This is a genomic window from Pseudomonas sp. S3_G06 (assembly GCF_054667565.1).
The window spans coordinates 4093387-4117237 of sequence record NZ_CP162738.1 but is presented as its reverse complement, the minus strand read 5'-3'; the positions used below and the strand labels follow the sequence as shown (position 1 = coordinate 4117237).

Annotated in this window: 20 protein-coding genes; 9 read left to right on the top strand and 11 right to left on the bottom strand. The window is 60.2% G+C overall.

What is annotated here, in order from left to right; translation table 11 throughout:
- The 3 genes from AB4N47_RS18490 to AB4N47_RS18480 all read left to right on the top strand — a co-directional run bounded on the left by AB4N47_RS18490 (position 1) and on the right by AB4N47_RS18480 (position 4195).
- On the top strand, positions 1 to 567 hold the full coding sequence (locus AB4N47_RS18490; RefSeq protein WP_071174434.1) for an RNA polymerase sigma factor: 567 nt from the start codon (positions 1 to 3) through the stop codon (positions 565 to 567).
- On the top strand, positions 564 to 1553 hold the full coding sequence (locus AB4N47_RS18485; RefSeq protein ID WP_341639121.1) for a FecR family protein: 990 nt from the start codon (positions 564 to 566) through the stop codon (positions 1551 to 1553). The genes AB4N47_RS18490 and AB4N47_RS18485 overlap by 4 nt, the downstream gene beginning before the upstream one ends.
- Before the next feature lie 212 nt (positions 1554 to 1765).
- Positions 1766 to 4195, top strand: a complete 2430-nt coding sequence (locus AB4N47_RS18480) for a TonB-dependent siderophore receptor (protein WP_341639122.1) — start codon at positions 1766 to 1768, stop codon at positions 4193 to 4195.
- Between the two features lie 93 nt (positions 4196 to 4288).
- Here AB4N47_RS18480 and AB4N47_RS18475 read toward each other — a convergent pair whose 3' ends face one another.
- Positions 4289 to 5164, bottom strand: a complete 876-nt coding sequence (locus AB4N47_RS18475; RefSeq protein WP_341639123.1) for an AraC family transcriptional regulator — start codon at positions 5162 to 5164, stop codon at positions 4289 to 4291.
- Positions 5165 to 5304: 140 nt separating this feature from the next.
- Between AB4N47_RS18475 and AB4N47_RS18470 the strand changes: the two genes are divergently transcribed.
- Entirely contained in the window at positions 5305 to 6207 is a 903-nt protein-coding gene (locus tag AB4N47_RS18470; protein WP_122751906.1) for an EamA family transporter, read from the top strand.
- 18 nt (positions 6208 to 6225) lie between these two features.
- Here the strand turns inward: AB4N47_RS18470 and AB4N47_RS18465 are convergent, their stop codons facing one another.
- The 4 genes from AB4N47_RS18465 to AB4N47_RS18450 form a co-directional block, all read right to left on the bottom strand.
- Positions 6226 to 6735 carry a DUF2165 domain-containing protein gene (locus tag AB4N47_RS18465; RefSeq protein ID WP_341639124.1) on the bottom strand — a complete coding sequence of 170 codons (510 nt, stop codon included), beginning with the start codon at positions 6733 to 6735 and terminating at the stop codon, positions 6226 to 6228.
- 139 nt (positions 6736 to 6874) lie between these two features.
- On the bottom strand, positions 6875 to 7849 hold the full coding sequence (locus AB4N47_RS18460) for a 2-hydroxyacid dehydrogenase (protein ID WP_341639125.1): 975 nt from the start codon (positions 7847 to 7849) through the stop codon (positions 6875 to 6877).
- 1191 nt (positions 7850 to 9040) lie between these two features.
- Positions 9041 to 9415, bottom strand: coding sequence for a DUF6124 family protein (locus AB4N47_RS18455; RefSeq protein WP_341639126.1), 375 nt, complete (start codon positions 9413 to 9415; stop codon positions 9041 to 9043).
- Between the two features lie 391 nt (positions 9416 to 9806).
- The gene (locus AB4N47_RS18450; RefSeq protein WP_039759257.1) at positions 9807 to 10775 is read right to left on the bottom strand and encodes a LysR family transcriptional regulator; all 969 of its coding nucleotides are present in this window, start codon (positions 10773 to 10775) and stop codon (positions 9807 to 9809) included.
- 272 nt (positions 10776 to 11047) lie between these two features.
- Between AB4N47_RS18450 and AB4N47_RS18445 the strand changes: the two genes are divergently transcribed.
- The 5 genes from AB4N47_RS18445 to AB4N47_RS18425 all read left to right on the top strand — a co-directional run bounded on the left by AB4N47_RS18445 (position 11048) and on the right by AB4N47_RS18425 (position 17019).
- Positions 11048 to 12547: an efflux transporter outer membrane subunit gene (locus AB4N47_RS18445; RefSeq protein WP_341639127.1), complete on the top strand. Its 1500-nt coding sequence runs from the start codon at positions 11048 to 11050 to the stop codon at positions 12545 to 12547.
- A gap of 238 nt (positions 12548 to 12785) precedes the next feature.
- On the top strand, positions 12786 to 14978 hold the full coding sequence (locus tag AB4N47_RS18440) for an FUSC family protein (RefSeq protein ID WP_341639128.1): 2193 nt from the start codon (positions 12786 to 12788) through the stop codon (positions 14976 to 14978).
- Entirely contained in the window at positions 14968 to 15168 is a 201-nt protein-coding gene (locus AB4N47_RS18435; RefSeq protein WP_016771611.1) for a DUF1656 domain-containing protein, read from the top strand. The genes AB4N47_RS18440 and AB4N47_RS18435 overlap by 11 nt, the downstream gene beginning before the upstream one ends.
- Positions 15169 to 15178: 10 nt before the next feature.
- Positions 15179 to 16036 (top strand): HlyD family secretion protein, encoded by an 858-nt coding sequence (locus tag AB4N47_RS18430; protein ID WP_341639129.1) that lies wholly within the window; start codon positions 15179 to 15181, stop codon positions 16034 to 16036.
- A gap of 245 nt (positions 16037 to 16281) precedes the next feature.
- A complete protein-coding gene (locus tag AB4N47_RS18425) occupies positions 16282 to 17019 on the top strand; it encodes a hypothetical protein (RefSeq protein ID WP_341639130.1) in 738 nt (245 codons plus the stop codon).
- 62 nt (positions 17020 to 17081) lie between these two features.
- Here AB4N47_RS18425 and AB4N47_RS18420 read toward each other — a convergent pair whose 3' ends face one another.
- The 6 genes from AB4N47_RS18420 to AB4N47_RS18395 all read right to left on the bottom strand — a co-directional run bounded on the left by AB4N47_RS18420 (position 17082) and on the right by AB4N47_RS18395 (position 23752).
- A complete protein-coding gene (locus tag AB4N47_RS18420; protein ID WP_341639131.1) occupies positions 17082 to 17906 on the bottom strand; it encodes an SDR family oxidoreductase in 825 nt (274 codons plus the stop codon).
- A 36-nt stretch (positions 17907 to 17942) separates the two neighbouring features.
- A complete protein-coding gene (locus tag AB4N47_RS18415) occupies positions 17943 to 18407 on the bottom strand; it encodes a hypothetical protein (protein ID WP_024011672.1) in 465 nt (154 codons plus the stop codon).
- Positions 18408 to 18670: 263 nt separating this feature from the next.
- On the bottom strand, positions 18671 to 20122 hold the full coding sequence (locus tag AB4N47_RS18410; protein ID WP_341639132.1) for a mannose-1-phosphate guanylyltransferase/mannose-6-phosphate isomerase: 1452 nt from the start codon (positions 20120 to 20122) through the stop codon (positions 18671 to 18673).
- A 210-nt stretch (positions 20123 to 20332) separates the two neighbouring features.
- On the bottom strand, positions 20333 to 20989 hold the full coding sequence (locus AB4N47_RS18405) for an alginate O-acetyltransferase AlgF (RefSeq protein ID WP_016771605.1): 657 nt from the start codon (positions 20987 to 20989) through the stop codon (positions 20333 to 20335).
- 14 nt (positions 20990 to 21003) lie between these two features.
- Positions 21004 to 22176, bottom strand: coding sequence for an alginate O-acetyltransferase (locus AB4N47_RS18400; protein WP_341639133.1), 1173 nt, complete (start codon positions 22174 to 22176; stop codon positions 21004 to 21006).
- A 10-nt stretch (positions 22177 to 22186) separates the two neighbouring features.
- Complete coding sequence (locus tag AB4N47_RS18395; RefSeq protein WP_024011674.1) at positions 22187 to 23752, bottom strand: MBOAT family O-acyltransferase; 1566 nt, start codon at positions 23750 to 23752, stop codon at positions 22187 to 22189.
- Between the last annotated feature and the right edge of the window lie 99 nt (positions 23753 to 23851).

The following is a 23851-nucleotide window of genomic DNA, read 5'->3' as shown; positions in this document are numbered from 1 at the left end:
GTGCTGATCGGTCTGCCACCGGAATCGCGTGACGATGAAGCGCGTGGCGCGCGTGCGCATTTTCTTCAGGTGTTTCTGTCCCAGCGTGCGCAAATGGAGGCGCTGGTGAATCGGCGCGTCGGTTGTCGGGCGACGGCGGCGGATCTGGTCCAGGATCTGTTTTTGCGCTTCTGGCGGCGGCCGCTGGTCCAGGTCGAAGAACTCAGCACTTATCTGCTGCGCTGCGCCGGCAACATCGCCATCGATCATTTGCGCAGCGAAGGCACGCGCACGCGGGTCAACGAAGGCTGGCAGCCGGACGAACCCGACAGCCATGGCAGTGAGCCCCAGGCTGCACTCGAAGCCGGCAATGATCTGCGCCACGTCGAAGCAGCGTTGCGCGCCTTGCCGGAGCGTACGCGGCAGATCTTTCTGCTCAATCGCATTCACGGGCGCAAGTACGCCGACATCGCTAAGGCCATGGGGCTTTCCCAAAGCGCCGTGGAAAAACATATGATGCGCGCCCTCGAGGCCTGCAAGGCCAGCCTGCGCGACCCCGCGCCACGCCTGCCAGGGAAAGCACCGTGAAGCCATCCGATCCGATCACACCGACGCCGGCCCAGGAGCAGGCCGCGCTGGCCTGGCTGAGCCTGTTGCATGACCGCCCGAGCACTGGCGATCAACTCACCTTCAGCCAATGGCTGCGCGCCGACCCGGCCCATGCCCAAGCGTATGCGCAGGCGCAGGTGGTCTGGGAACTCAGTGAGGGCCCGGCGCGCGCATTGGCCGATGAAGATGCGCTCGCGCTGCAAGGTTATCTGCAGGCGATGGACGCCCCGCGTCGTTCGCCGTTGTTGCGTTGGTCAGGCGCGCTGGCGCTGGCCGCGTGTCTACTGTTGATGGTCAGCCTCGGCACGGGGTGGCAGGCGCAGCGCTGGCTCGACGATCTGCGCGCTGATCATGTCTCCACGCCTGGCGAAATTCGCACGGTGACACTGGCCGATCAGTCGCAAGTGACGCTGGATGCCGACAGCGCGATTGCTGTGGATTTCAGTCATGGCCAGCGCCGCGTGAAATTGATCAGAGGCGCTGCTTTCTTCAGCGTCACTCACACTGGCGATCCGTTTGTGGTGGCGGCGGAGCAGGGCGAGGCGCGGGTGCTCGGCACGCAGTTCGAAGTGCGCCGGCAACCTCATGGCGCGCAAGTGACGGTGTTGTCCGGACGTGTCGCGGTGACGGCGGATGAGCATGGCCAACAACAGATTCTCACGGCCGGCCAGCAAGTTGCTTATGCCGACGGCACTGCGGAAAAACTGCATGCCGTGGACAGTGAAGCGCAACTGGCCTGGCGTCAGGGTTGGTTGACTTACTACAAGACCACGCTGGCCGATGTCGTCGAGGATCTGCGCCGCTATTACCCGGGGCGGATTGTGCTGCTCAACGATGAGCTGGCGGCGCGCAAGGTCAGCGGCAGCTTTCCGAGCAAGGACCCGCAGGCGGTGCTCAATTCGTTGCAGGGAGTGTTGGGGTTTGAGCAGCATCGGGTATTGGGGCAGCTGATTATTCTGCGCTGAGGCTGCCGGCCTCTTCGCGAGCAGGCTCGCTCCCACAGGGAACGCATTCCAAAGGTGGGAGCGAGCCTGCTCGCGAAGGCGTCAGCCCAGGCAACAAATTCCCCGAAAAATATTTTCAAATTAAAGGTGAGGTAACCCCGAGCCCCATCCGTGTAGTGACTGAAACTGCGAGCCATTCGCATCCGTTGCGGTTCTACACAGGTCATTGAGCAATGAAGTCCAGGGCAAAATCCGGTTCGGTCAAACAGTGGTTGGGCATGTCGGCGTTGAGTTTTTCCACGTTGGCATTGCTGCCGATGAATATCGCGCTGGCCGCTGAAGCGGTGAGCAATCAGGCGCAACAGCAATTCAATTTTGCCCTAGCCGCCAAACCGTTACCGCAGGCCCTGAGCGATTTCAGCCGTGTGACCGGGCAGAGCGTGGTCTACACCGACGAAGCGCCGTACGGCCTCAATGCTCCGGCAGTCAACGGCCAGATGAGCGCCGAACAGGCCCTGCAACGCCTGCTCGGCAACTCCGGCCTGAGCTTTCGCCGCACCGACAGTCACACGTTGGCGCTGGAGCCGATGCCGACCGCAGGCGCGCTCAATCTCGGCGCCACCACCATCACGTCCACGCGCGACGAATCGATGAGTTATCAGCCGCCGGAAACCAGTTCGGTGATGCGCTCATCGGCGTCGCTGCAAGAAATTCCACAGACGGTCAATGTCATCCCGGCGCAGGTCATTCGCGATCAGGCGCCGCGCAATCTCGACGACGCGCTGGCCAATGTCAGCGGCATCACCCAGGGCAACACCTTGGGCAGTACCCAGGACTCGGTGATGACTCGCGGCTTCGGCGACAACCGCAACGGCTCGATCATGCGCGACGGCATGCCGCTGGTGCAGGGCCGTGGCATGAACGCGACCGTGGATCGCGTCGAAGTGCTCAAGGGGCCGGCCTCGTTGCTCTATGGGATTCAGGATCCGGGCGGCGTGGTCAACCTGGTCAGCAAGAAGCCCGAACTGACCCAGTACAACGCCGTGACCGTGCGCGGTTCGACCTACGGTGACGGCAAGAACGGCAGCGGTGGCGCCTTCGATAGCACCGGCGCGCTGGGCGACTCCGGCTTCGCCTATCGCATGGTCGTCGATCATGAAGACGAAGATTACTGGCGCAACTTCGGCACCCATCGCGAGACGCTGATCGCACCGTCGCTGGCCTGGTACGGCGAGCGCACCAAGCTGTTGTTCGCCTACGAGCACCGCGAGTTTCTCACCCCCTTCGACCGTGGCACGCTGATCGATCCGCGCACCAACCATCCGCTGGATATCTCGCGCAAGCAGCGTCTCGACGAGCCGTTCAACGACATGGAAGGGCGCTCGGACCTCTACCATTTCGAAGCCGACCATGAACTCAACGACGACTGGAAAGCCCACTTCGGCTACAGCTGGAACCGCGAAACCTACGACGCCAGCCAAGTCCGCGTGACGGCGATCGATACCAACAAAGGCACACTGACCCGCAGCATGGACGGTACCCAGAACGCGATCAGCACCGATCGTTTCACCACCGCCAGCCTCGAAGGCAAAGTGAATGTACTGGGCATGCAGCATGATCTGGTGTTCGGCGTCGACGACGAATATCGCAAGATCTACCGCGAGGATCTGATCCGGCAGAAAAGCCTGACCACGTTCAGCTATCTCAATCCGGTCTATGGTCGCGAAGTGATGGGCACTACCGTGAGTGCACCCGACAGCGCGCAGACCGACAAACTGCGCAGCGATTCGCTGTTCCTGCAGGATTCGATTCACCTCAACGAGCAGTGGATTCTCGTCGCTGGCGGACGTTTTCAGGAGTACGACCAGTACGCCGGCAAAGGCGTGCCGTTCAAGGCCAACACCGACAGTAATGGGCAGAAGTGGGTCCCGCGCGCCGGTCTTGTGTATCGCTACACCGACGCGCTGTCGTTCTACGGCAGCTACACCGAATCGTTCAAACCCAACTCGACCATCGCCCCGCTGAGCGGCAGCAGTACCGTGCTCGACGGTAGCATCGCGCCGGAGGAAGCCAAGTCGTGGGAGCTGGGTGCGCGGCTGGATATGCCCGGCAGCATCACCGGCAATATCGCGTTGTTCGACATCAAGAAACGCAACGTACTGGTGGCCAATTCCGAAGGCCCGACAACGATTTACAGTGCGGCAGGCGAGGTGCGTTCACGCGGGCTGGAAGTTGACCTGAGCGGGCAGCTCAGCGAGCACTGGAACCTGATCGGCAGCTACGCCTACACCGATGCCGAAGTCACCGAAGACCCGGAATACAAAGGCAAGCGCCTGCAAAACGTAGCGAAGAATTCCGGCTCGCTGTCGGCGGTGTATGACTTCGGCAATGTGTTTGGCGGCGATCAGTTGCGTGTCGGGGCAGGGGCGCGGTACGTCGGCGAACGCGCAGGCAATGCGGTGAATGATTTCGATCTGCCGAGCTACACCGTGGCGGATGCGTTTGCCACTTACGACACCATGGTTGAAGGGCAGAAGGTCAAGTTTCAGTTGAACGTGAAGAACCTGTTTGATCGCACTTATTACACCTCTTCGGCGAGCCGCTTCTTTGTGTCGATGGGGGATTCGCGGCAGGTTTCGCTTTCCAGCACGCTGGAGTTTTGAGTCAACGTCAAAAGATCGCAGCCTTCGGCAGCTCCTACATTTGGAATGCGTTTCCCCTGTAGGAGCTGCCGAAGGCTGCGATCTTTTGACCTTCTAACGCAAAAAAGCCTGCCGATACTCGCCCGGCGTCCCACCCAAAACCTGCCTGAACCGATTAGTGAAATGGCTGGCACTGGCAAACCCGCACGCCAGCGCGATCTCGCCCAGCGGCAGCGCCGTGCCGCGCAACAATTCCCGCGCCCGGCTCAAGCGCCGCGCCAGCACATATTGATGTGGCGGCAGGCCGAAGCTCAGGCGAAACATCCGCGCAAAGTGATATTCCGACAGCGCACACAGCCCGGACAGTTGCCCGAGGCTGATCGGCTCGGCCAACTGGTTGTCGATGAACTCCACCAGTTGTCGGCGCTGGTGCGGCGCCAGCCCGCCCTTGAGGCGCAAGCCCTGGCGCGCACCGACCTGGCTGAGCAAGGTGTGGCTGATCAATTCATGGGCGAGGCTGCTGGTCAGCAAGCGCTCGGCCGGCTCTTGCCAGTTCAGATTCAGCAATTGCCGGAAGCGCTGCGCCTGCTGCGGATCTTCGAGAAAGGTCTGCTCGCGTAATTGCATCTCGCGCGGTTCGCGATCGAGCAAAGTGACGCAACCGAGGGCGAATTGTTCGGCGCTGAAATACAGGTGCGCCAGACGGATATCGCCATTGATCACCCAGCCCGATTCATGATCGGCCGGCAGGATGCACAGCTTGTCCGGCCCGCCTTTGCGGCCCGGCTGGCCACGACGGAATGTGCCGGTGCCGCCGGCGACGTAGCACGACAGCGTGTGATGACTTGGCGCTTCGTACTCCTGGGCATCGTGGTGGTTGGTCCACAAGGCCGCAGACATGCCGTCACCGAGCTCGGCGCTGTGCACAAGGCGTGCATTCGGCGAGCGGTTGAGGGCTTGAAAGACTTGCAGGGTATCGATAGCGGCCATGTTCGGTTCTCTCCAACGCCTTGCATCCTACTCCGTAGACGCCGCCCTGCCAGCCTGCCGCCAGACAAAAGCGCAAGATTGTGCAAGCGTCGAAGGCTGCCCGAGGCAGACACTCAAGGCCTGTTTAAGGAGTGTCTGCCATGAACCTGTCGTTGTACCTGCTGACTGTGCTGATCTGGGGCACCACCTGGATTGCCTTGAAATGGCAATTGGGCGTGGTCGAAATCCCGGTGTCGATTGTCTATCGCTTCGGCCTCGCCGCGCTGGTGTTGTTTGCGTTATTGCTGCTCAGCCGGCGCCTGCAACCGATGAACCGCCGTGGGCATTTGATTTGTGTGGCTCAAGGGTTATGTCTGTTCTGCGTGAACTTCATGTGTTTTCTGACCGCCAGTCAGTGGATTCCAAGCGGTCTGGTGGCGGTGGTGTTTTCTACGGCAACGTTGTGGAACGCGCTGAATGCGCGGGTGTTTTTCGGCCAGCGCATTGCACGCAATGTGCTGATGGGCGGTGCGCTGGGGCTGTCAGGTCTGGGGCTGTTGTTCTGGCCGGAGCTGGCCGGGCATCAGGCCAGCCCGCAAACCCTGCTCGGCCTTGGATTGGCGTTATGCGGCACCTTGTGTTTTTCAGCCGGCAATATGCTCTCGAGTCTGCAACAGAAAGCGGGATTGCGACCGCTGACCACCAACGCCTGGGGCATGGCTTACGGCGCAGCGATGCTGACGGTGTGGTGTCTGATCAAGGGCATACCCTTCGACATGGATTGGTCGCCGCGTTATGTCGGTGCGCTGTTGTATCTGGTGATTCCCGGCTCGGTGATCGGCTTCACTGCGTACCTGACGCTGGTCGGGCGCATGGGCCCGGAGCGAGCGGCTTATTGCACGGTGCTGTTCCCGGTGGTGGCGTTGAACGTGTCGGCGTTTGCCGAAGGTTATCAATGGACCGCACCGGCGCTGGTCGGGCTGGTGTTGGTGATGCTGGGCAACGTGCTGGTGTTTCGTAAACCGAAAGTGCTGTTGTCTGCGGGTCAAGGGAAGTTGGCTTGATAAAGCGAGCGCTGGGTTTCAGCGCTCAACTTTCAAAGTGATGTAGATCATCACCGGGAAGATGAAGTCGACAATATGCCTTGCCCAGTCCTTGGCATTCCATGATAGCGAAGTGTCCATATCGAACCACTCGACGCCGACCGTTTGCAGACATACGTAATAGATGAAGATGGCGACCAATATGCCCATGATCGAAAACTTCTTGGCTTCATGGAATGCCGCTGGCGATGCATCGATGTAGCGATACAACTGGTAAGTACCGATCAGGCAGAGCACGGTATAGATGACTTCCATGGTAATGATGAACCAGTAGATCCGGTGATGGATCATCGGCGAATCGATCGCGCGGTACATGATGTTTTCACTGGCGTTGGTGGTGTCCATGCTCAGGATATGTGCAACGTAAGTGTAGTTGGACTCGTAGTCGGTGAAGTTATGAATCATCACCAGCAAGCCAAAGAAACTTATATAAGCCATCAAGATGACTTTGCTGTAACGAATGAGTTTGTCGGTGGTCAGAGTGTTCACGGGATCAGCTCTCCATGGCAAATAATCAATGAGTTGATAAGTTGCGAGAGCTTATATGGCAGTTACTGAGTCTGGCGTTCTTGTTCGGTTGCAAGTTATGTAAGGTAAGGGCCAGCGCAATGTTGCGCTGGCTCTTTTTTCAGCCGCGCCAGACTTGCGGGTTGACCAGATCCTGCGGCCGTTCGCCGAGGAGGGCGCTGCGCAGGTTGGCCAGGGCGCGGTTGGCCATGGCTTCGCGGGTCTCGGTGGTGGCCGAGCCGATGTGCGGCAGGGTCACGGCGTTTTTCAACTGGAACAGCGGCGATTCGGCCAGCGGTTCTTTTTCATAGACGTCCAGCCCGGCGCCACGGATGCGGTTGTTTTGCAGGGCTTCGATCAGTGCCGGTTCGTCGACCACCGGGCCGCGCGAGATGTTGACCATGATCGCGCTCGGCTTCATCAGCGCCAGTTCGCGATGGCTGATCAGGTGGCGGGTCTTGTCGCTCAGTGGCACCACCAGGCAGACAAAATCGGCTTCGGCCAGCAGCTCATCGAGGCTGCGGAACTGTGCGCCGAGTTCTTGTTCCAGTTCGGTCTTGCGGCTGTTGCCGCTATAGATGATCGGCATGTTGAAGCCGAAGCGTCCGCGCCGGGCGACAGCGGCGCCGATGTTGCCCATGCCGACGATGCCGAGGGTCTTGCCGTGCACATCAGTGCCGAACAGCGGGGCGCCGACGCTGGCCTGCCATTGGCCGGCCTTGGTCCAGGCGTCGAGTTCGGCGACGCGGCGGGCGCTGCTCATGATCAGGGCGAAGGCGAGGTCGGCGGTGCTTTCGGTGAGCACGTCGGGGGTGTTGGTGAGCATGATCCCGCGTTCGTTGAAGTAGTCGAGGTCGTAGTTGTCGTAGCCGACCGAGACGCTCGAAACCACTTCGAGTTTTGTCGCGGTTTGCAGTTGTGCGCGGCCGAGTTTGCGGCCGACGCCGATGAGGCCGTGGGCGTGGGGCAGGGCTTCGTTGAACTGGGCGTTGATGTCACCGGTCTTGGGGTTGGGGACGATGACGTCGAATTCTTCTTGCAGGCGTTCGATCATGGGCGGGGTGATGCGGCTGAAGGCCAGGACTGTTTTTTTCATTGGGCTTGGGCTCGTCGGGGCTTGATTGCAAGCACGCTAACATTTTCTTGCTCGGGTTGTCTTGGCGGCCTCTGGGCCGACCAGGTTCTTGGGGTTTTGGGTGAATATCCGTTTCTTCGGGTGTTGCTGATTACGGTTCCGCCCTTACGGCGGGTCACCTTTTTCAAACGCCAAAAAGGTAACCCAAAAGGCTTGCTCCTACGTTCGGCCCTCGCAGGCTCGGGTTCCTTCGCTGCGGGACTGATCCGGGCGCAGCGGCTCCGGTTTGCTTCGCTGCACCTCCTTCCGCTGTGTTCGACTTCGTCGAACGGTCGCTGCGCTCCCACCCCCGGATCAATCCCTCCACTCAGCCTTCCGACGTCGCCGGTGGATCAAGATCAAAAGCACTCGAGCTTGCGCTCATTGTTGAGTGGGGCGGCTTCGCCGCGGGCAGCTGCGCTGCTTTGCCTTTGCTTTTGTAGGAGTGAGCCTGCTCGCGATGGCGGCCTGACAGCCGACCTGTTTCTCGCTGATGTACACGATCCAGAATTGTGGGAGCGAGCCTGCTCGCGAAAGTGTCTCCACTGCCAACCTCTGTCTGCCAGATTCACCCCGTCCCTGTGGGAGCTGGCTTGCCAGCGAAGGCGGCCTGACAGCCAACTCACATCTTGCTGATGCACACGATCCAGAATTGTGGGAGCGAGCCTGCTCGCGAAAGCGTCTCCACTGCCAACCTATCTCTGCCAGATTCACCCCGTCCCTGTGGGAGCTGGCTTGCCAGCGAAGGCGGCCTGACAGCCAACTCACATCTTGCTGATGCACACGATCCAGAATTGTGGGAGCGAGCCTGCTCGCGAAAGCGTCTCCACTGCCAACCTCTGTCTGCCAGATTCACCCCGTCGCTGTGGGAGCTGGCTTGCCAGCGAAGGCGGCCTGACAGCCAACTCACATCTTGCTGATGCACACGATCCAGAATTGTGGGAGCGAGCCTGCTCGCGAAAGCGTCTCCACTGCCAACCCATCTCTGCCAGATTCACCCCGTCCCTGTGGGAGCTGGCTTGCCAGCGAAGGCGGTCTGACAGCCAACTCCTATCTTGCTGATGTACACGATCCAGAATTGTGGGAGCGAGCCTGCTCGCGAAGGCGGTTTATCTGACACCCGAATGTTGAATGTGCCGAAGCCTTCGCGAGCAGGCTCGCTCCCACAGAGATTCAATTGTGTGACGGGGGCTGGTGGATTTCGTAGTTATCCAGCACCCGGTTCACCGCCAGTTCCGCCAGCATGATCACCTGCTGGATGGCCAGTATGGTGTGCCGCTGTGGGCTGTCGACGTGGGCGGCGATGTCGCTGCTCATGATGCTCGCCGAGGCGAGGGATTCGCAGGCGTGGGCCAGCAGGCTTTCGTTGTCCTGGTCCGGGGCGACTTGGAACATGGTGCTGGGTTTGTGGCTTTGCTGCGCGGTGGTGGCCGGTTTGAGGTAGTGATCCAGCGCGCGCTCGGCGGCGGCGTGGAGTTTCGTCGAGTCCGGGGATTGGTAGGGTGAGGTGCTTGCGGATTCGGGGGGATTGGGTGTGGGTTTGAACATGGTGAAACTCCATTCGGGAAGTGGAGTTCGCCACTGACTGCGACCAAGCAATCGGGTGGCGAACCGTACGCGGGTTGGTCGACCAGGGAATGGAAACCCGGCAGGGCCGAGGCCCTCCCACGCACAGCTCGCCATTAAGCATGCTTGAAAATGTGCGCCATTCTAAACCCGGACGACCAAGTCCGGTCGCTGATTCGTCAGCAACCGCCAGATCCTAGCCAGCGCACTTCCGACGGACAACCTGCAAACCCTGTCGGAAAGTTCCTTGAAAACACCGCGATGTAGGAGCTGTCGTAGGCTGCGATCTTTTGATTTTTAAACAGCAGGATCAAAAGATCGCAGCCTCGTTGCACTCGTCAGCTCCTACACGAAACCTTCGAGTGTTTAAAACTTAGGTGGCGACCCGGACGCCTGCCAAACTCCCGGTCAGTTCATACGCGACCAGTTCCGCCTGATGCGCCGCTAATATCTCCGGCAACGACCCACGCAAGTACTCCACCCAGGTTTTAATCTTGGCATCCAGGTACTGCCGCGACGGGTAGATCGCGTAGAGGTTGAGTTCCTGCGAGCGGTAGTTCGGCATGACACGCACCAGAGTGCCGTTGCGCAGGCCTTCGATGGCGGCGTAGACCGGTAGCACGCCGACGCCCATGCCGCTGGTGATGGCGGTTTTCATGGCGTCGGCGGAGTTCACCAGGAACGGTGAGCTGTTGATGGTCACTGTTTCCTGGCCGTCCGGGCCGTCGAAGGCCCATTTCTCCAGGGGTATCACCGGGCTGACCAGGCGCAGGCAGGCGTGGTTGAGCAGGTCGCTGGGTTTCTGCGCGGCGCCGTTGGCTTTCACGTACGCCGGCGAGGCGCAGACGATGCTGTAGGTGATTCCCAGGCGTTGCGAAACGAAGCCGGAATCGGGCAGTTCGCTGGCCAGCACGATGGACACGTCGTAGCCCTCGTCGAGCAGGTCCGGCACGCGGTTGGCCAGGGTCAGGTCGAAGGTCACGTCGGGGTGGGTCTTGCGGTAGCGGGCGATGGCGTCGATGACGAAGTGCTGACCGATGCCGGTCATGGTGTGCACTTTCAGTTGGCCGGCCGGGCGCGCGTGGGCGTCGCTGGCTTCCGCTTCGGCCTCTTCGACATAGGCGAGGATCTGTTCGCAGCGCAGCAGGTAGCGTTTGCCGGCCTCGGTCAGGGCGATGCGCCGGGTCGTGCGATTGAGCAGGCGGGTTTGCAGGTGGGCTTCCAGGTTGGAGACCGCGCGCGAGACGTTGGCGGTGGTGGTGTCCAGTTGCACGGCGGCGGCGGTGAAGCTGCCCGCTTCGGCAACACAACTGAAGGCGCGCATGTTTTGCAAAGTGTCCATGGGGTGCTCTCAAGGGAGATGGCAAATTGTGACACGAAGTTTCAGGGGCTGAGACCCCCGACCAAGGGATTATCTCGTTAACCGTAACAAAGATTCACAGAAATCCCAGCTTATCGCCGCAGAGGCAGCTCCATAGAATTGCGCCGATCCCTGTAGGAGCTGCCGAAGGTTGCGATCTTTTGATGTTGTCTTTAAAAAGATCAAAAGATCGCAGCCTTCGGCAGCTCCTACACAAGTCCCTCGATTGATCCCCTTCTCAGGAATTCGCAGCTGTGCCGCGTCGCATCAACAGAGCGCTTTTGCCGCTCAGTGTTCTGGCTTTAACCCTGGCTCTCGGCGGCTGCATCTCTACCCATGGCATTGCCCCTCACGGCGAGGCACTCGCGGCCGATTCACTGGCCACCGACGCTGCCATTGCCGAGGCCGCCAAAGACGCCCACTGGCCCACCGCCCAATGGTGGCAGGCGTTTGGTGACGCGCAACTCGATCGCTGGATCGACCTCGCCGTGCAAGGCAGCCCGAGCATGGCCATGGCCGCCGCGCGGGTGCGTCAGGCCAAGGCCATGGCCGGTGTAGCCGAGGCTGCCGAATCGTTACAAGTAAGCGGCGAATCGACGCTCAAGCGCCACAACTGGCCGACCGATCAGTTCTACGGCCCCGGCGAACTGGCCAATACCACCACGTGGGACAACAACGCCGCGCTCGGCTTCAGCTACGCCCTCGATATTTGGGGCCGCGAGCGCAATGCCAGTGAACGCGCGGTGGATCTGGCCCATGTGAGTGTGGCCGAGGCGCGCCTGGCGCAACTGGAACTGCAGAACAACATCGTCCGCGCCTACATCGAGCTGTCGCTGCATTACGCCCAGCGCGACATCGTCGCCGCGACGCTCCAGCAGCAACAGCAGATTCTCGATCTGGCGCAGAAACGCCTGAGCGGCGGGATCGGCACGCACTTCGAAGTCAGCCAGGCCGAAACGCCGTTGCCGGAAACCCATCGCCAACTCGATGCGCTGGACGAGGAAATTGCCCTGAGCCGCAACCAGATTGCTGCGCTGGCCGGTAAAGGCCCGGGCGCCGCCGCGCAACTGCAACGGCCGACGCTGTCCCTCGCGGCGCCGTTGAAGTTGCCCTCGGCATTGCCTGCCGAACTGCTTGGCCAGCGTCCGGACGTGGTCGCCAGTCGCTGGCAAGTGGCGGCGCAGGCGCGCGGCATCGATGTTGCCCACGGCGGTTTCTACCCCAACGTCGATCTGGTCGGCAGCCTCGGCTACATGGCCACGGGCGGCGGCGCGCTGGAGTTTCTGACCGGCAAGAAACTCAACTACAACGTCGGCCCGGCGATCTCGTTGCCGATCTTCGACGGCGGTCGCCTGCGTGGCGAATTGGGCGAAGCGGCGGCCGGTTATGACATCGCCGTGGCGCACTACAACCAGACCCTGATCAACGCGCTGAAGAACATTTCCGATCAGTTGATCCGCCGCGAGTCGATGGACAAGCAGCAGGACTTCGCCGCCGAATCCGTGGCTGCCGCGCAGAAGACTTACGACATCGCGATGATCGCCTACCAACGCGGCCTCACCGATTACCTCAATGTGCTGAATGCGCAGACCTTGCTGTTCAAACAGCAGCAAGTGCAACAGCAGGTCCAGGCGGCGCGGTTGAGTGCGCATGCCGAGCTGGTGACTGCCTTGGGGGGCGGCCTCGGTGCCGGTGATGACGTGCCGACAGCCGAGCAGACCCAAGCCCCGAAAACCCCGGCGCTGCTGCGTTGAACTCTAAATCTCTACTGGGAATTTCCTCCTTTGGAGTTGACCCCAAACCCTGTGGCGAGGGGATTTATCCCCGTTCGGCGGCGCAGCCGTCGCAAAGCCAGTGCACGCGGTGTGACTGTGGGAATCGGGTTGTAGTTTTTGGGGCCGCTTCGCAGCCCAACGGGGATAAATCCCCTCACCACAGGTTTTGCAGTGACCACGGAAAACTCTTCAGTTCTCGAACATTGAGCAGGATTTAATGACTCCCTTGCCCGCCCCTCTACGCTGGCTCCACACCCTGGAATGGCGCCGCGGTTTTTTCGACTGGGCACGCAGCGATGGCGTGACCTGGGTGTATATCTTCAAGGTGTTGCTCGCCGCGTTTCTCACCCTGTGGCTGGCGATGCGTCTGGAACTTCCGCAACCGCGTACGGCGATGATCACGGTGTTTATCGTCATGCAGCCGCAAAGCGGTCAGGTGTTCGCCAAGAGTTTCTATCGCTTGCTCGGCACGCTGGCCGGGTCGGCGATGATGGTCACGCTGATCGCTTTGTTCGCGCAAAACACAGAGCTGTTTCTCGGCTCGCTGGCGATCTGGGTCGGCATCTGCTCGGCCGGTGCCGCGCGTTGCCGCAATTTTCGCGCGTATGGCTTTGTTCTCGCCGGTTACACCGCAGCGATGGTCGGATTACCGGCGCTGGCTCACCCGGACGGCGCCTTTATGGCGGCGGTATGGCGGGTTCTGGAAATCTCGCTGGGGATTCTCTGCTCAACCCTGATCAGCGCGGCGATTCTGCCGCAGACCGCCAGTGCGGCGATGCGCAACGCCTTGTATCAGCGCTTCGGCGTGTTCGCGCTGTTCGTCACTGACGGCTTGCGCGGGCGCAGTAAAGCCGAGGCGTTCGAAGCCAGCAACGTGCGCTTCATTGCCGAAGCCGTGGGCCTGGAAGGCTTGCGCAGCGTGACCGTGTTCGAAGACCCGCACATGCGCCGGCGCAACGGTCGTCTGAGTCGTTTGAACAGCGAGTTCATGGGCATCACCACGCGCTTCAACGCCTTGCATCAATTGCTTGAACGCCTGCGCGGCAATGGCGAAGAGCATGTCGTGGCAGCGATCAAACCGGGGTTGCAGGACCTCGCCGAAGTGCTCGACAGCTTCAGCGGTCGCGCGCTGACCAGCCCCGATGCGGCACGTTTGGCGACCGCGTTGGCCACCTACAAGGAAGGTCTGCCGGCACGTGTCCGAACCCTGCGCGGGATCTTTCAGGACACTGCTCCGAGCGAAGCCGAACAACTGGATTTCCACACCGCCTACGAATTGCTCTACCGCTTCGTCGATGACCTGCACAGCTATGCGCAGACCCACGCGTCCCTGGCTGAGCACCGCCACGAACGCGAGCGCTGGGACGAGCCCTTCACCCCGCAAACCAACTGGTGGGCCGCAGCCGCGTCGGGAATTCGTGCCTCGTTCATCCTGATTGTGTTGGGCAGTTATTGGGTCGCCACCGCGTGGCCGAGCGGGGCGACCATGACCCTGATCGCCGCCGCCACCGTCGGCCTTTCCGCCGCGACACCGAACCCCAAACGCATGGCTTTTCAAATGGCCTGCGGGACTTTTCTCGGTGCGCTGATCGGCTTCGTCGAGATGTTTTTCATCTTCCCGTTGATCGACGGTTTCCCCTTGCTCTGCGTGATGCTCGCGCCGGTGATCGTGCTCGGTTCGTTCCTCGCTTCACGACCGCAATACGCCGGTGTCGGCCTCGGGTTGTTGATCTTTTTCAGCACCGGTTCAGTGCCGGACAACCTCACGATTTACAACCCCTACACCTTCATCAACGACTACATCGCCATGGTCATGGGCATGCTCGTGTGTGCGGCGGCGGGGGCGATTATTCTGCCGCCGAACAGTCGCTGGCTCTGGCAGCGCCTGGAGCAGGACTTGCGCGGGCAAGTGGTCTACGCGATCAGCGGCAAACTCAAGGGCCTGGCCTCGCGTTTCGAGAGCCGTACCCGCGATCTGCTGCATCAGGCGTATGGCCTCGCGGCAGGGCAACCGAAGGTGCAGAAGAGTCTGCTGCGCTGGATGTTCGTGGTGCTCGAAGTCGGCCACGCGATCATCGAATTGCGCAAGGAACAGGCGATCCTGCCGGTGCACCCGGCGTATGCCGAATCGCAGCCGTGGCGCCAGGCAATCCGCGTGATGGGGCGCGCGTTGGTGCGCCTGTTTTTGCAGCCGAACGCGAGCAATCTCGAACGCGCACTGGTGGCCGTCGATCACGCGATCAGCCGCGTCGCCGCCACCGATGAGCCGTTCGCGCCGCACTTCGATACCTCGGCGTTGCGGCGGGTGAAAAGCTACCTGCACTTCATCCGCACCTCGCTGCTCGACCCGCAATCACCCCTCGCCCAATTCCCTTCTGCCCGGCCCGAAGGACTCGCCCATGCCTCGTGAAATCGCCTTCCACGGCGTGTACATGCCGACCATGACCCTGATGTTTTTCATTGCTGCGGGACTGGCCTGGGCAGTTGACCGCTTCCTCTCGGGGTTCGACCTGTACCGTTTTTTCTGGCACCCGGCGCTGCTGCGTCTGAGCCTGTTTACCTGTCTGTTCGGCGCCATGGCGCTGACTGTCTACCGTTGAGAACATCTTGATGAAAAAGTTTTTCAGCCTGCTCGCGACCCTGCTGGTGTTGGCCCTGGCGCTGTGGATCGGCCGCACGTTGTGGGAGCACTACATGAACACGCCGTGGACCCGCGATGGTCGCGTGCGTGCCGACATCATCAACGTCGCCGCCGACGTCACCGGCGAAGTGGTCGAAGTGCCGGTGCGCGACAACCAGTTGGTGAAGAAGGGCGATCTGCTGATGCGCATCGACCCCGAGCACTACCGCATCGCGGTCAAGCAGGCGCAGTCACTGGTGGCTTCGCGCAAGTCGACCTGGGAAATGCGCAAGGTCAACGCGCACCGCCGCGCCGACCTCGACAATCTGGTGATCTCCAAGGAAAACCGCGACGACGCCAGCAACATCGCCGACGCCGCGCTGGCCGATTACCAACACGCCCAGGCGCAATTGGAAGCCGCCGAACTCAACCTCAAACGCACCGAAGTGCGTGCGGCGGTGGACGGCTACGTGACCAACCTCAATGTGCATCGCGGTGATTACGCGCGCATCGGCGAGGCGAAAATGGCCGTGGTCGACATGAACTCGTTCTGGGTTTACGGATTTTTCGAAGAGACCAAACTGCCGCACGTCAGAGTGGGTGACAAAGCCGATATGCAGTTGATGAGCGGCGAAGTGCTCAAGGGCCATGTCGAGAGCATTTCGCGCGGCATCTACGACCGCGACAACCCGGAAAGCCGCGAGCTGATTGCCGATGTGAATCCGACGTTCAACTGGGTGCGGTTGGCTCAGCGGGTGCCGGTAAGGATTCACATTGATGAGGTGCCGGCGGGGGTGTTGCTGGCGGCGGGGATTACTTGCACGGTCATAGTTGACGGCCTGAACTAACAGTATTTCGCGAGAAAGTCAGGGTTCTCGCGATTTTTACTCCTCGACTATGTTTTGTTTGTTTGGTTTTTTCTTTTTTGAAGGTTTGGTTAATTGTAAGTTGCTGTTGTGCTTCGATTTCTTAACTCATTATTGTGTTAGTGTTTTCCTGTCGCCATGAATATGGCACGACCCATTGATATAAGTTTTTGCCGATTGCATTCAGGCCTCGGCATATATTTGCTTTTAAAAAGGAATGTTAAGTTATGGAACTGATTAGTATCAGAATGGACGATCGCGTCAGTCATATAATCAGCGGTGAACCGGTGACTTTAAGTTTTACAATGTTGACCGATGGTACGCCACCTCCCGTAGGCTCGCGTATGCAGTTTCGGGCTCGCGACGGTGCGGCTTTCCTGCACGCTTCGATGCCTTCCAGCGGTGCGCAGATGAGCTATTCAGAAGATTTGAAGATCAGTACTTTGACCATTACCGAAGATCAATTTGAAGGGTGGAATCCGCGGCGCACGCTGACGTTTACAACACCTGTAAACATGGACTCTTCAAAGATTTCCGAGATATTCGGCATAGTTTATTATCAGCCCAGTTATGAGGAAGGATACTTTCCTGTACTCGTCCAGCCAGATGGAAAGCAGGCGATTTCGACCCGTCAGGTATTCGCTGCAAAATGGCAGGATACTGTGACCGGCGGCTGGATCTACAGTTATGACGTTATCGTTAAAGCCAGTGATCAATCGATTGCCCAATGGAAGTTTTCAAGTGCGGGTTTACCGACGGGAACGAGCATTTATGCCAATCCGTGGCTTGATGTAGTGCATGATGCAAAAGAAGGGATTGTCGAATTGGCTACGCCACCGGGTGACCGGTATGTGTTAATCCCGGGCGAGGAAGTCGCAGTCTCCATCCAGTTGTTATACCCCGCGGCAAAGGGACAATCTCCAGCGTTTGAATCCCTGCCCAATCTGACGGCCGTTCCGCGTTGATGCTCCGCAGTTACTAGGTCGTGATTGTTTGAGCTCGCCGCTGGCGAGCTCAAACTTCTGGATCAGAATTTCAGGTGCAACCCGAAGCGCTTCATCAACGTCGATTCCAGCAAACCCTTCGGCAACACCGCCGCCAACAACGGCAACGCCCGACTGCCGTTGCCGATGCGAACCAGCCGTGGCGGCTTGCTCTGCTGCACCGCTTTCAACAGCTCGGCAGCAAACTCACTGGCCGGGGTGGGTTTGTCCTGCGATGCCTTGGCCCGTGCCCGAATGCCTTCCCGCAATGGAAACCACGGCGACTGCTCGTTGATCAATAGCTCGGCTTCATGTCCGGCATTCTTCGCAAAGCTCGATTCGATGGCGCCGGGCTGGACTTCCATCACACGGATGCCAAACGGTCCCAGCTCCATGCGCAAGGCATCGCTAAGCGCATGCACCGCCGCTTTCGACGCGCAGTAGGCGCCGGCAAACGGCGTGACCAAAACACCCGACACACTGCCGATATTCACCACCAGCCCCTTGGCCCGACGCAGCAGCGGAAACAACGCGCGGGTGACGCCGACAATCGAAAATACATTGGTTTCGAACTGGCGCTGCATCGCCTGCACGCCGCCGTCGAGCAGCGGCCCCATCGCGCCGTAACCGGCGTTGTTGATCAACACATCGAGGCCGCCGTGTTGCTGGTTCAGACGCTCGGCGAGTTGCTCAAGCGCGGCGCCATCATTGACGTCCAGCTGAATCGCGGTGAAACCGGCGGCGCTGAGCGCAGCGACGTCTTCAGTCTTGCGCGCACTGGCCCAGACTTCGTAGCCGGCCGCTTTGAACGCGTCGGCCAAGGCGCGGCCGATGCCGCTGGAACAACCGGTAATCAACGCAACGGGCATGGCGCATTCCTTGTGCAAAAAAGTCGGGGGAGGGGATCAGTCGGCAAAACTACCCTGCAAATGCTCGGCGCGAAACTCCAGGGTTTGCGGGCGATAGCCGGGACGCAGCGGCGGCAAGGGCAAGCAATCTTCCCAGGTCGCGCCGGCCTGCAGTTCGCCGGGGCCGCGATAGCGCGGGGCGGTGTATTGATTGTCGGCCAGATTGACCGTATCGCCCGGCGCATACGCGGCGATGCGCCAACGCAGTTCGGTCAGCGGCACATCGTTACCGTTGTTCATTTTCAATTGCAGCGGCCGGTCGGCCGGGCAATGCTCGGGAGCATAGGCAATACGCAGTTCCAGACGCGCCAGTTGCTTGATCTCGCGGTTGTCCAGCCACACCACCCACATCGCCACGAAGCCGAGGCCGATGGCAGCGGCCACCGACACCGGCAAGGCCTTGGCCGGATAGCGCAGCAGCAGGATCAGCCAGGTGATGACCAGCAGGATGCCGATGAACATGTCGGATAACCTCGCAGAGACAGAGAGGCATCCTACCTAAGCGTGGGGGAGGTTGGCGATGGGCATCGGGACTTGCGGCGTCTGACCGGCTCTTCGCGAGCAGGCTCGTTCCCACAGATATGCATTTGAATTGTGGGAGCGAGCCTGCTCGCGAAGAGGCCATTGCAGGCGACACAGAATCAGGACAAAAAAAGCCCCCGCCCAGCCCGCTGCGGATAGGGAACGCAACGGGCTGGACGAGGGCTTCTCGTTTTAGTGATCGATTACTGCGCGATGGTCTTCACCGACACGCCGCGTTCGATCGGGGTGGAGCGGCCGTAGATATCTTCGAAACGTTCGATATCGTCTTCACCCAAGTACGAACCCGACTGCACTTCGATGATTTCCAGCGGGATCTTGCCCGGGTTGCGCAGGCGATGCACCGAGGCGATCGGGATGTAGGTCGACTGGTTTTCGGTGAGCAGGAACACGTTCTCGTCGCAGGTCACTTCGGCGGTGCCGCTGACCACGATCCAGTGTTCGGCGCGGTGGTGGTGCATCTGCAGCGACAGGCACGCGCCCGGCTTGACCGAGATGTGCTTGACCTGGAAACGCCCGCCCATGTCCACCGAGTCGTACGAGCCCCACGGACGATACACTTCGCAGTGGTTCTGGGTTTCGCTGCGGCCCTGGGCATCGAGGGTGTTGACCATCTGCTTGACGCCCTGGACCTTGTCCTTGTGGGCAATCATCATCGCGTCCTTGGTTTCGACCACGACGATGTTTTCCAGGCCGATTACCGAGACCAGTTTGCCGTTGCCGTGGATCATGCAGTTCTTGCTGTCCTGGATGACCACATCGCCTTTGCTGACGTTGCCGTTGGCGTCTTTCTCGTTGACTTCCCACAGCGACGACCAGCAGCCGACATCGCTCCAGCCGGCGGTCAGCGGCACCACGCAGGCGCGCTGGGTTTTTTCCATCACCGAGTAGTCGATGGAGTTGTCCGGGCAGCAGGCGAAGGTGGCTTCGTCGAAGGTGATGGTGTCGGCGTCCTGCTGGCTGCGCTCAAGGGTCAGGAGGCAGGTGTCGTAGATGTCCGGATCGTGCTTTTTCAGTTCTTCGAGGAAGCGGCTGGCGCGGAACAGGAACATGCCGCTGTTCCAGTAGTAGCCGCCGGATTCGACGTACTCGGTGGCGCGCTTGACGTCCGGTTTTTCGACGAAGTGCGAGACGCGGCTTACGCCTTCCGGCAGCAGCGAATCAGCAGTGGATTTGATGTAGCCATAACCGGTTTCCGGTTTGGTCGCCGGCACACCGAACAGGACCATTTCGCCGTTCTCGGCAGCGACGGTGGCCAGGGCCAGCGCACGTTGCAGGGCTTTCTGGTCTTCCAGCACGTGGTCGGCCGGCAGCACCAGCATCAGTTCGTCACGGCCTTCATTGACCAGCATCATCGCGGTCAGCGCCACGGCCGGCGAAGTGTTGCGGCCGAACGGTTCCATCAGGATGCGCTGGCATTCCAGATTGCGTGCGGCCAGTTGCTCGTTGACGATGAAACGGTGTTCCTTGTTGCAGACCACGATCGGCGTGTCCATGCCTTCGAACACCAGGCGCTCGAGGGTTTGCTGGAACAGTGTGTGTTCGCCGGTCAGGGCGAGGAATTGCTTGGGGAATTGCTTGCGCGAAAGAGGCCACAGACGCGAACCGCTACCACCTGACAAGATCACCGGAATCATAATGTTTACTCCATAAAATCAATTTGGTTAGAGCAACGAACGTTGTGTCGTTTCACTCTTGTTTTTGTCTCGTGTCCGAAGACGCCGCGGTCCACCTGTAGGAGCTGCCGAAGGCTGCGATCTGTTGATCTTGATCTTCAAAATCAAAAGATCGCAGCCTCGTTTCACTCGACAGCTCCTACAGGGTTACTGCGTCAGTTCACAAAAGGATTAGCGAGTCGACACCGGGCGTTTCACCCAGACTGGCGACAGGTTGCTGCCGTTGCCGGTGACGTACAGGACGGCTGCCTCACCACGCTCCAGGGCGACCGGTTTCACGTCGCCGACTTTCTTGTCGCCTTCGTACAGCGCCAGGCTGACTTTCACCGGGTTGATTTCACGTTCGCCACGGCCCTTGGCTGCCACGTTCGGCACCACTTCGGTCTTGCCGTCGGCGGTTTTCAGGGTCAGCGGCTTGTCGCTGAGGTTCTGTACACGAACCAGGGATTTCTGCTTGTTCTTGAATGGCGGCTCTTCGATCAGTTGTGGCGCGCCGGAAGCGTTGTTGACCAGGGTGTAGTAGTGGTCGCCGGCGAGTTTCACCGGCAGGGTCTGGCTGCCGACCTTGGCGCTGTAGTCGCCGCCCGGCATGAAGCTGAAGTCGCTGCTGGCCAGTGGCGCGATGTCGCTCAGGTTGGTGCTGCCGACAGTTGCGCTGACTTCAGCGTTGCTGGCGTTGTAGACACGCACGAAGGTCGAGCCTTTCGGAGCGGTCGGGCCGTACAGCGCGGCGTCGCCACCGGCGAAGGCTGGGACGGAAAGTACGCTGAGGCCAGCAACCAGTGCGAAGCTTTTAGCGAGACGACGAGGAGTAGTAGTGAAAGTCATGGTGTACCTCTCTTTCAGTTTTGCGCCCGATCGGGCGTCTCGGATTTAGTGTTGATGGCTACGTTTTGTTGGCGGGCGCCGGCTTGTTTGAGCTCTGCGACCCACTGCGGGTCGGCGTCGCCGATTTCGTTGTTCACAGGCAGATATCGTTCAGGAAACTCCCAGATCAGCACTTGTGGCGGGCTGTTCTTGAAGTCATCGCTTTTCAGGTAGCTGAGCATCGGCAGAATCGGGCCATGGCCGTCTTCGGCGTAGTTGACGACGTCGCTGTGCAGCGCTTGTTTGAGCGCACCGACGAAGTTCCAGTTGGGGTTGGCGCTGTAGCTGGTGCCGATCAGCGCGACCGGTACTTCGCTGTTGGCGAACAGGGCGTCGTCACCGGCAGGCTGCTCGGCGGCAACGGTGTTGCGTTTGAGCAGTGGCTCAGGCGCCGGCATCATGTTTTCGAACAGCGGATCGAGCGGCAGGAACAGACGCAGATCGCCCTTGTGCGTGACCTTCTCTGCTGGCGTGGTGACAAAGCGCTGTGGCTCGCCGCTCAGCGGGAATTTCTCGGCAATGGTTTTCGCCAGCGTGTTGGCGGCGATCTCGGCGCCTTCCGGCGTCCAGTGGGTGTCGGTGCGCAGGAACACTTGCTGACCGTTCTGCTTGGCCTGTTGCAGCGGGCTGAGCAGGTCAGGGGCGAGGATCTTGTCGGCCGCGACACGGGCGTGGAAATCCTGATACAGGTTCTGGTGAATGCTCGAAGGCTTCACTTCATCCAGATGCTCCGGATACAGACGCACCTTGGCCGGCACGATCGCCATCACCAGTTTCACGCCTTTCTCTTTCAGGGTCTGGCGCACGCCTTCGACCAGCGCGTAGTTGCCTTGCAGGTTCTGCTGTTCGTTGACGATCGGGTTGAATTCTTCATCGCTGTACAACCACTGGTCGCGGCCGAGCACGACGCCCGGACGACCTTCGTTGAACAGTTTGAAATCCAGCGCGGCCCAGAGGTTGGTGCCCAGACGCTTGATCGGGAATTCATCGTCGTAGTGGGTTTCCACCGCCTTGGTCCAGCGGCCATTGAGCACCGTCGCGTCGGCGTTGGTGCTGAAGCCGAAGAAGCTGCGAATCGACCACAGACCGAGGACCAACAGCGTCACCAGGAACAGGGCGATGTAGAAGATGCGTAATGAGCGGGTCATGTCAGATCCCTCAGAACTGGAAGTAAAGGAACGGCGAGAAGCTTTGCGCCGAGAGTTTGAGAATCGAGGCGATGAACAGCAGCAGGATCAGCCCGCGCATCACGTAGCGCGACCAGTCAGCGGTCCAGTAAGCCGGTTGCACCTGGGCTTCGACGCCGACGGTGTAGCCAGGTTCGTGGATGCTCGCCGGATTTTCCCCAGGTGCTGCCTTGATCATTCCCGGCGTCGCCGTGGCAGGACCATCGGCCTCGACGTTGACTTCCGGTTTGGTCTTGGCTGGCGGCTGATTGGTGTACAGATCACGCAGGCCGAAGAACGCCAGGGTCACGTAAGCCACCACCAGGGTTGCCACTTGCAGACCGGTGAGGCTGGCCTGATTGAGTTCCGACAGCGACCAGTCACCGAAGCTGAACATCGCGCCGTACATGCGCCCGGCAACGTGCAGGTTCTCGGCACGGAAGATCACCCAGCCCATCACTACCAGCAGGAAAGTCAGTGCCCAGCGGATCGGGTTGAGGCTGCGCGGCGAAGTGTTCAGGCCGAGCATTTTTTCGATCGCCAGCCACATGCCGTGCCAGGCGCCCCAGATGATGTAAGTGATGTTCGCGCCGTGCCACAGACCACCCAGGAGCATGGTCAGGAACAGGTTGCGATAGGTCATCAGCGTGCCTTTACGGTTACCGCCGAGGGTGATGTACAGATAGTCACGCAGCCAGGTGGAGAGGCTGATGTGCCAGCGGCGCCAGAACTCGGTGATCGACTGGCTGATGTACGGCTGTTTGAAGTTTTCCATGAAGCGGAAACCCATCATCAAGCCCAGACCGATGGCCATGTCGCTGTAACCGGAGAAATCGAAATACAGCTGTGCGGTGTACGCCAGTGCGCCGAGCCAGGCGTCACCCGTGGTCGGGTTCTGCAGGGCAAAGCAATGGTCGGCGACCACGGCGAGGGTGTCGGCGATGAAGACCTTCTTGATGAAACCCTGCATGAACCGCGTGCAGCCCTCGGAGAACTTGTCGAGGGTGTGCGTGCGGTTGTTGAACTGATCGGCGAGGTCGCGAAAGCGCAGGACCGGGCCGGCAATCAGGTGCGGGAAGATCGCCACGAATGCCGCGAAGTCGATCAGGTTGCGCGTGGCCGGAGTGTCGCCACGGTACACGTCGATGATGTAGCTGATCGATTCGAAGATGTAGAACGAAATACCGATCGGCAGCAGCACGTGGGTGAGGATGAACGGCTCGAGACCGAACGAAGTCATGATCTCGTTGATGCTGTCGACACCGAAGTTGGCGTACTTGAAGTAGCCCAGAATGCACAGGTCGACGGCCACGCCGAGCAGCAGCCAGCGCTGCGCCGGTTTGGTTCGCACGCCGGCAGCACCGACCTTGAGGCCGATCCAGTAGTTCCACAGCGTGACCGCTGCGAACAGCGCGAGGAAGTCCACCCGCCACCAAGCGTAGAACACGTAGCTGGCGATCAGCAGCAGCAGGTTGCGATAGCGTTGCCCGCTCAGGTAGTACAAGCCGAGAAAGATCGGCAAGAACAGAAACAGGAACACGTTGGATGAAAATACCATCCCGATCTCTCCATGTTTGAACCAACAGTCAAGGGCCAAAGCCCCCCCAAACCCCCCCGTGGTAGTGGAGGGGTGAAACAGTCCTGCGATCGTTCCCAC

Coding starts and splice junctions, on each gene's coding strand:
- AB4N47_RS18480 (WP_341639122.1), top strand. CDS start 1,766: ATGAAGTCCAGGGCAAAATCCGGTTCGGTCAAACAGTGGTTGGGCATG.
- AB4N47_RS18475 (WP_341639123.1), bottom strand. CDS start 5,164: ATGGCCGCTATCGATACCCTGCAAGTCTTTCAAGCCCTCAACCGCTCG.
- AB4N47_RS18470 (WP_122751906.1), top strand. CDS start 5,305: ATGAACCTGTCGTTGTACCTGCTGACTGTGCTGATCTGGGGCACCACC.
- AB4N47_RS18460 (WP_341639125.1), bottom strand. CDS start 7,849: ATGAAAAAAACAGTCCTGGCCTTCAGCCGCATCACCCCGCCCATGATC.
- AB4N47_RS18455 (WP_341639126.1), bottom strand. CDS start 9,415: ATGTTCAAACCCACACCCAATCCCCCCGAATCCGCAAGCACCTCACCC.
- AB4N47_RS18450 (WP_039759257.1), bottom strand. CDS start 10,775: ATGGACACTTTGCAAAACATGCGCGCCTTCAGTTGTGTTGCCGAAGCG.
- AB4N47_RS18440 (WP_341639128.1), top strand. CDS start 12,786: ATGACTCCCTTGCCCGCCCCTCTACGCTGGCTCCACACCCTGGAATGG.
- AB4N47_RS18435 (WP_016771611.1), top strand. CDS start 14,968: ATGCCTCGTGAAATCGCCTTCCACGGCGTGTACATGCCGACCATGACC.
- AB4N47_RS18430 (WP_341639129.1), top strand. CDS start 15,179: ATGAAAAAGTTTTTCAGCCTGCTCGCGACCCTGCTGGTGTTGGCCCTG.
- AB4N47_RS18425 (WP_341639130.1), top strand. CDS start 16,282: ATGGAACTGATTAGTATCAGAATGGACGATCGCGTCAGTCATATAATC.
- AB4N47_RS18420 (WP_341639131.1), bottom strand. CDS start 17,906: ATGCCCGTTGCGTTGATTACCGGTTGTTCCAGCGGCATCGGCCGCGCC.
- AB4N47_RS18415 (WP_024011672.1), bottom strand. CDS start 18,407: ATGTTCATCGGCATCCTGCTGGTCATCACCTGGCTGATCCTGCTGCTG.
- AB4N47_RS18410 (WP_341639132.1), bottom strand. CDS start 20,122: ATGATTCCGGTGATCTTGTCAGGTGGTAGCGGTTCGCGTCTGTGGCCT.
- AB4N47_RS18405 (WP_016771605.1), bottom strand. CDS start 20,989: ATGACTTTCACTACTACTCCTCGTCGTCTCGCTAAAAGCTTCGCACTG.
- AB4N47_RS18400 (WP_341639133.1), bottom strand. CDS start 22,176: ATGACCCGCTCATTACGCATCTTCTACATCGCCCTGTTCCTGGTGACG.
- AB4N47_RS18395 (WP_024011674.1), bottom strand. CDS start 23,752: ATGGTATTTTCATCCAACGTGTTCCTGTTTCTGTTCTTGCCGATCTTT.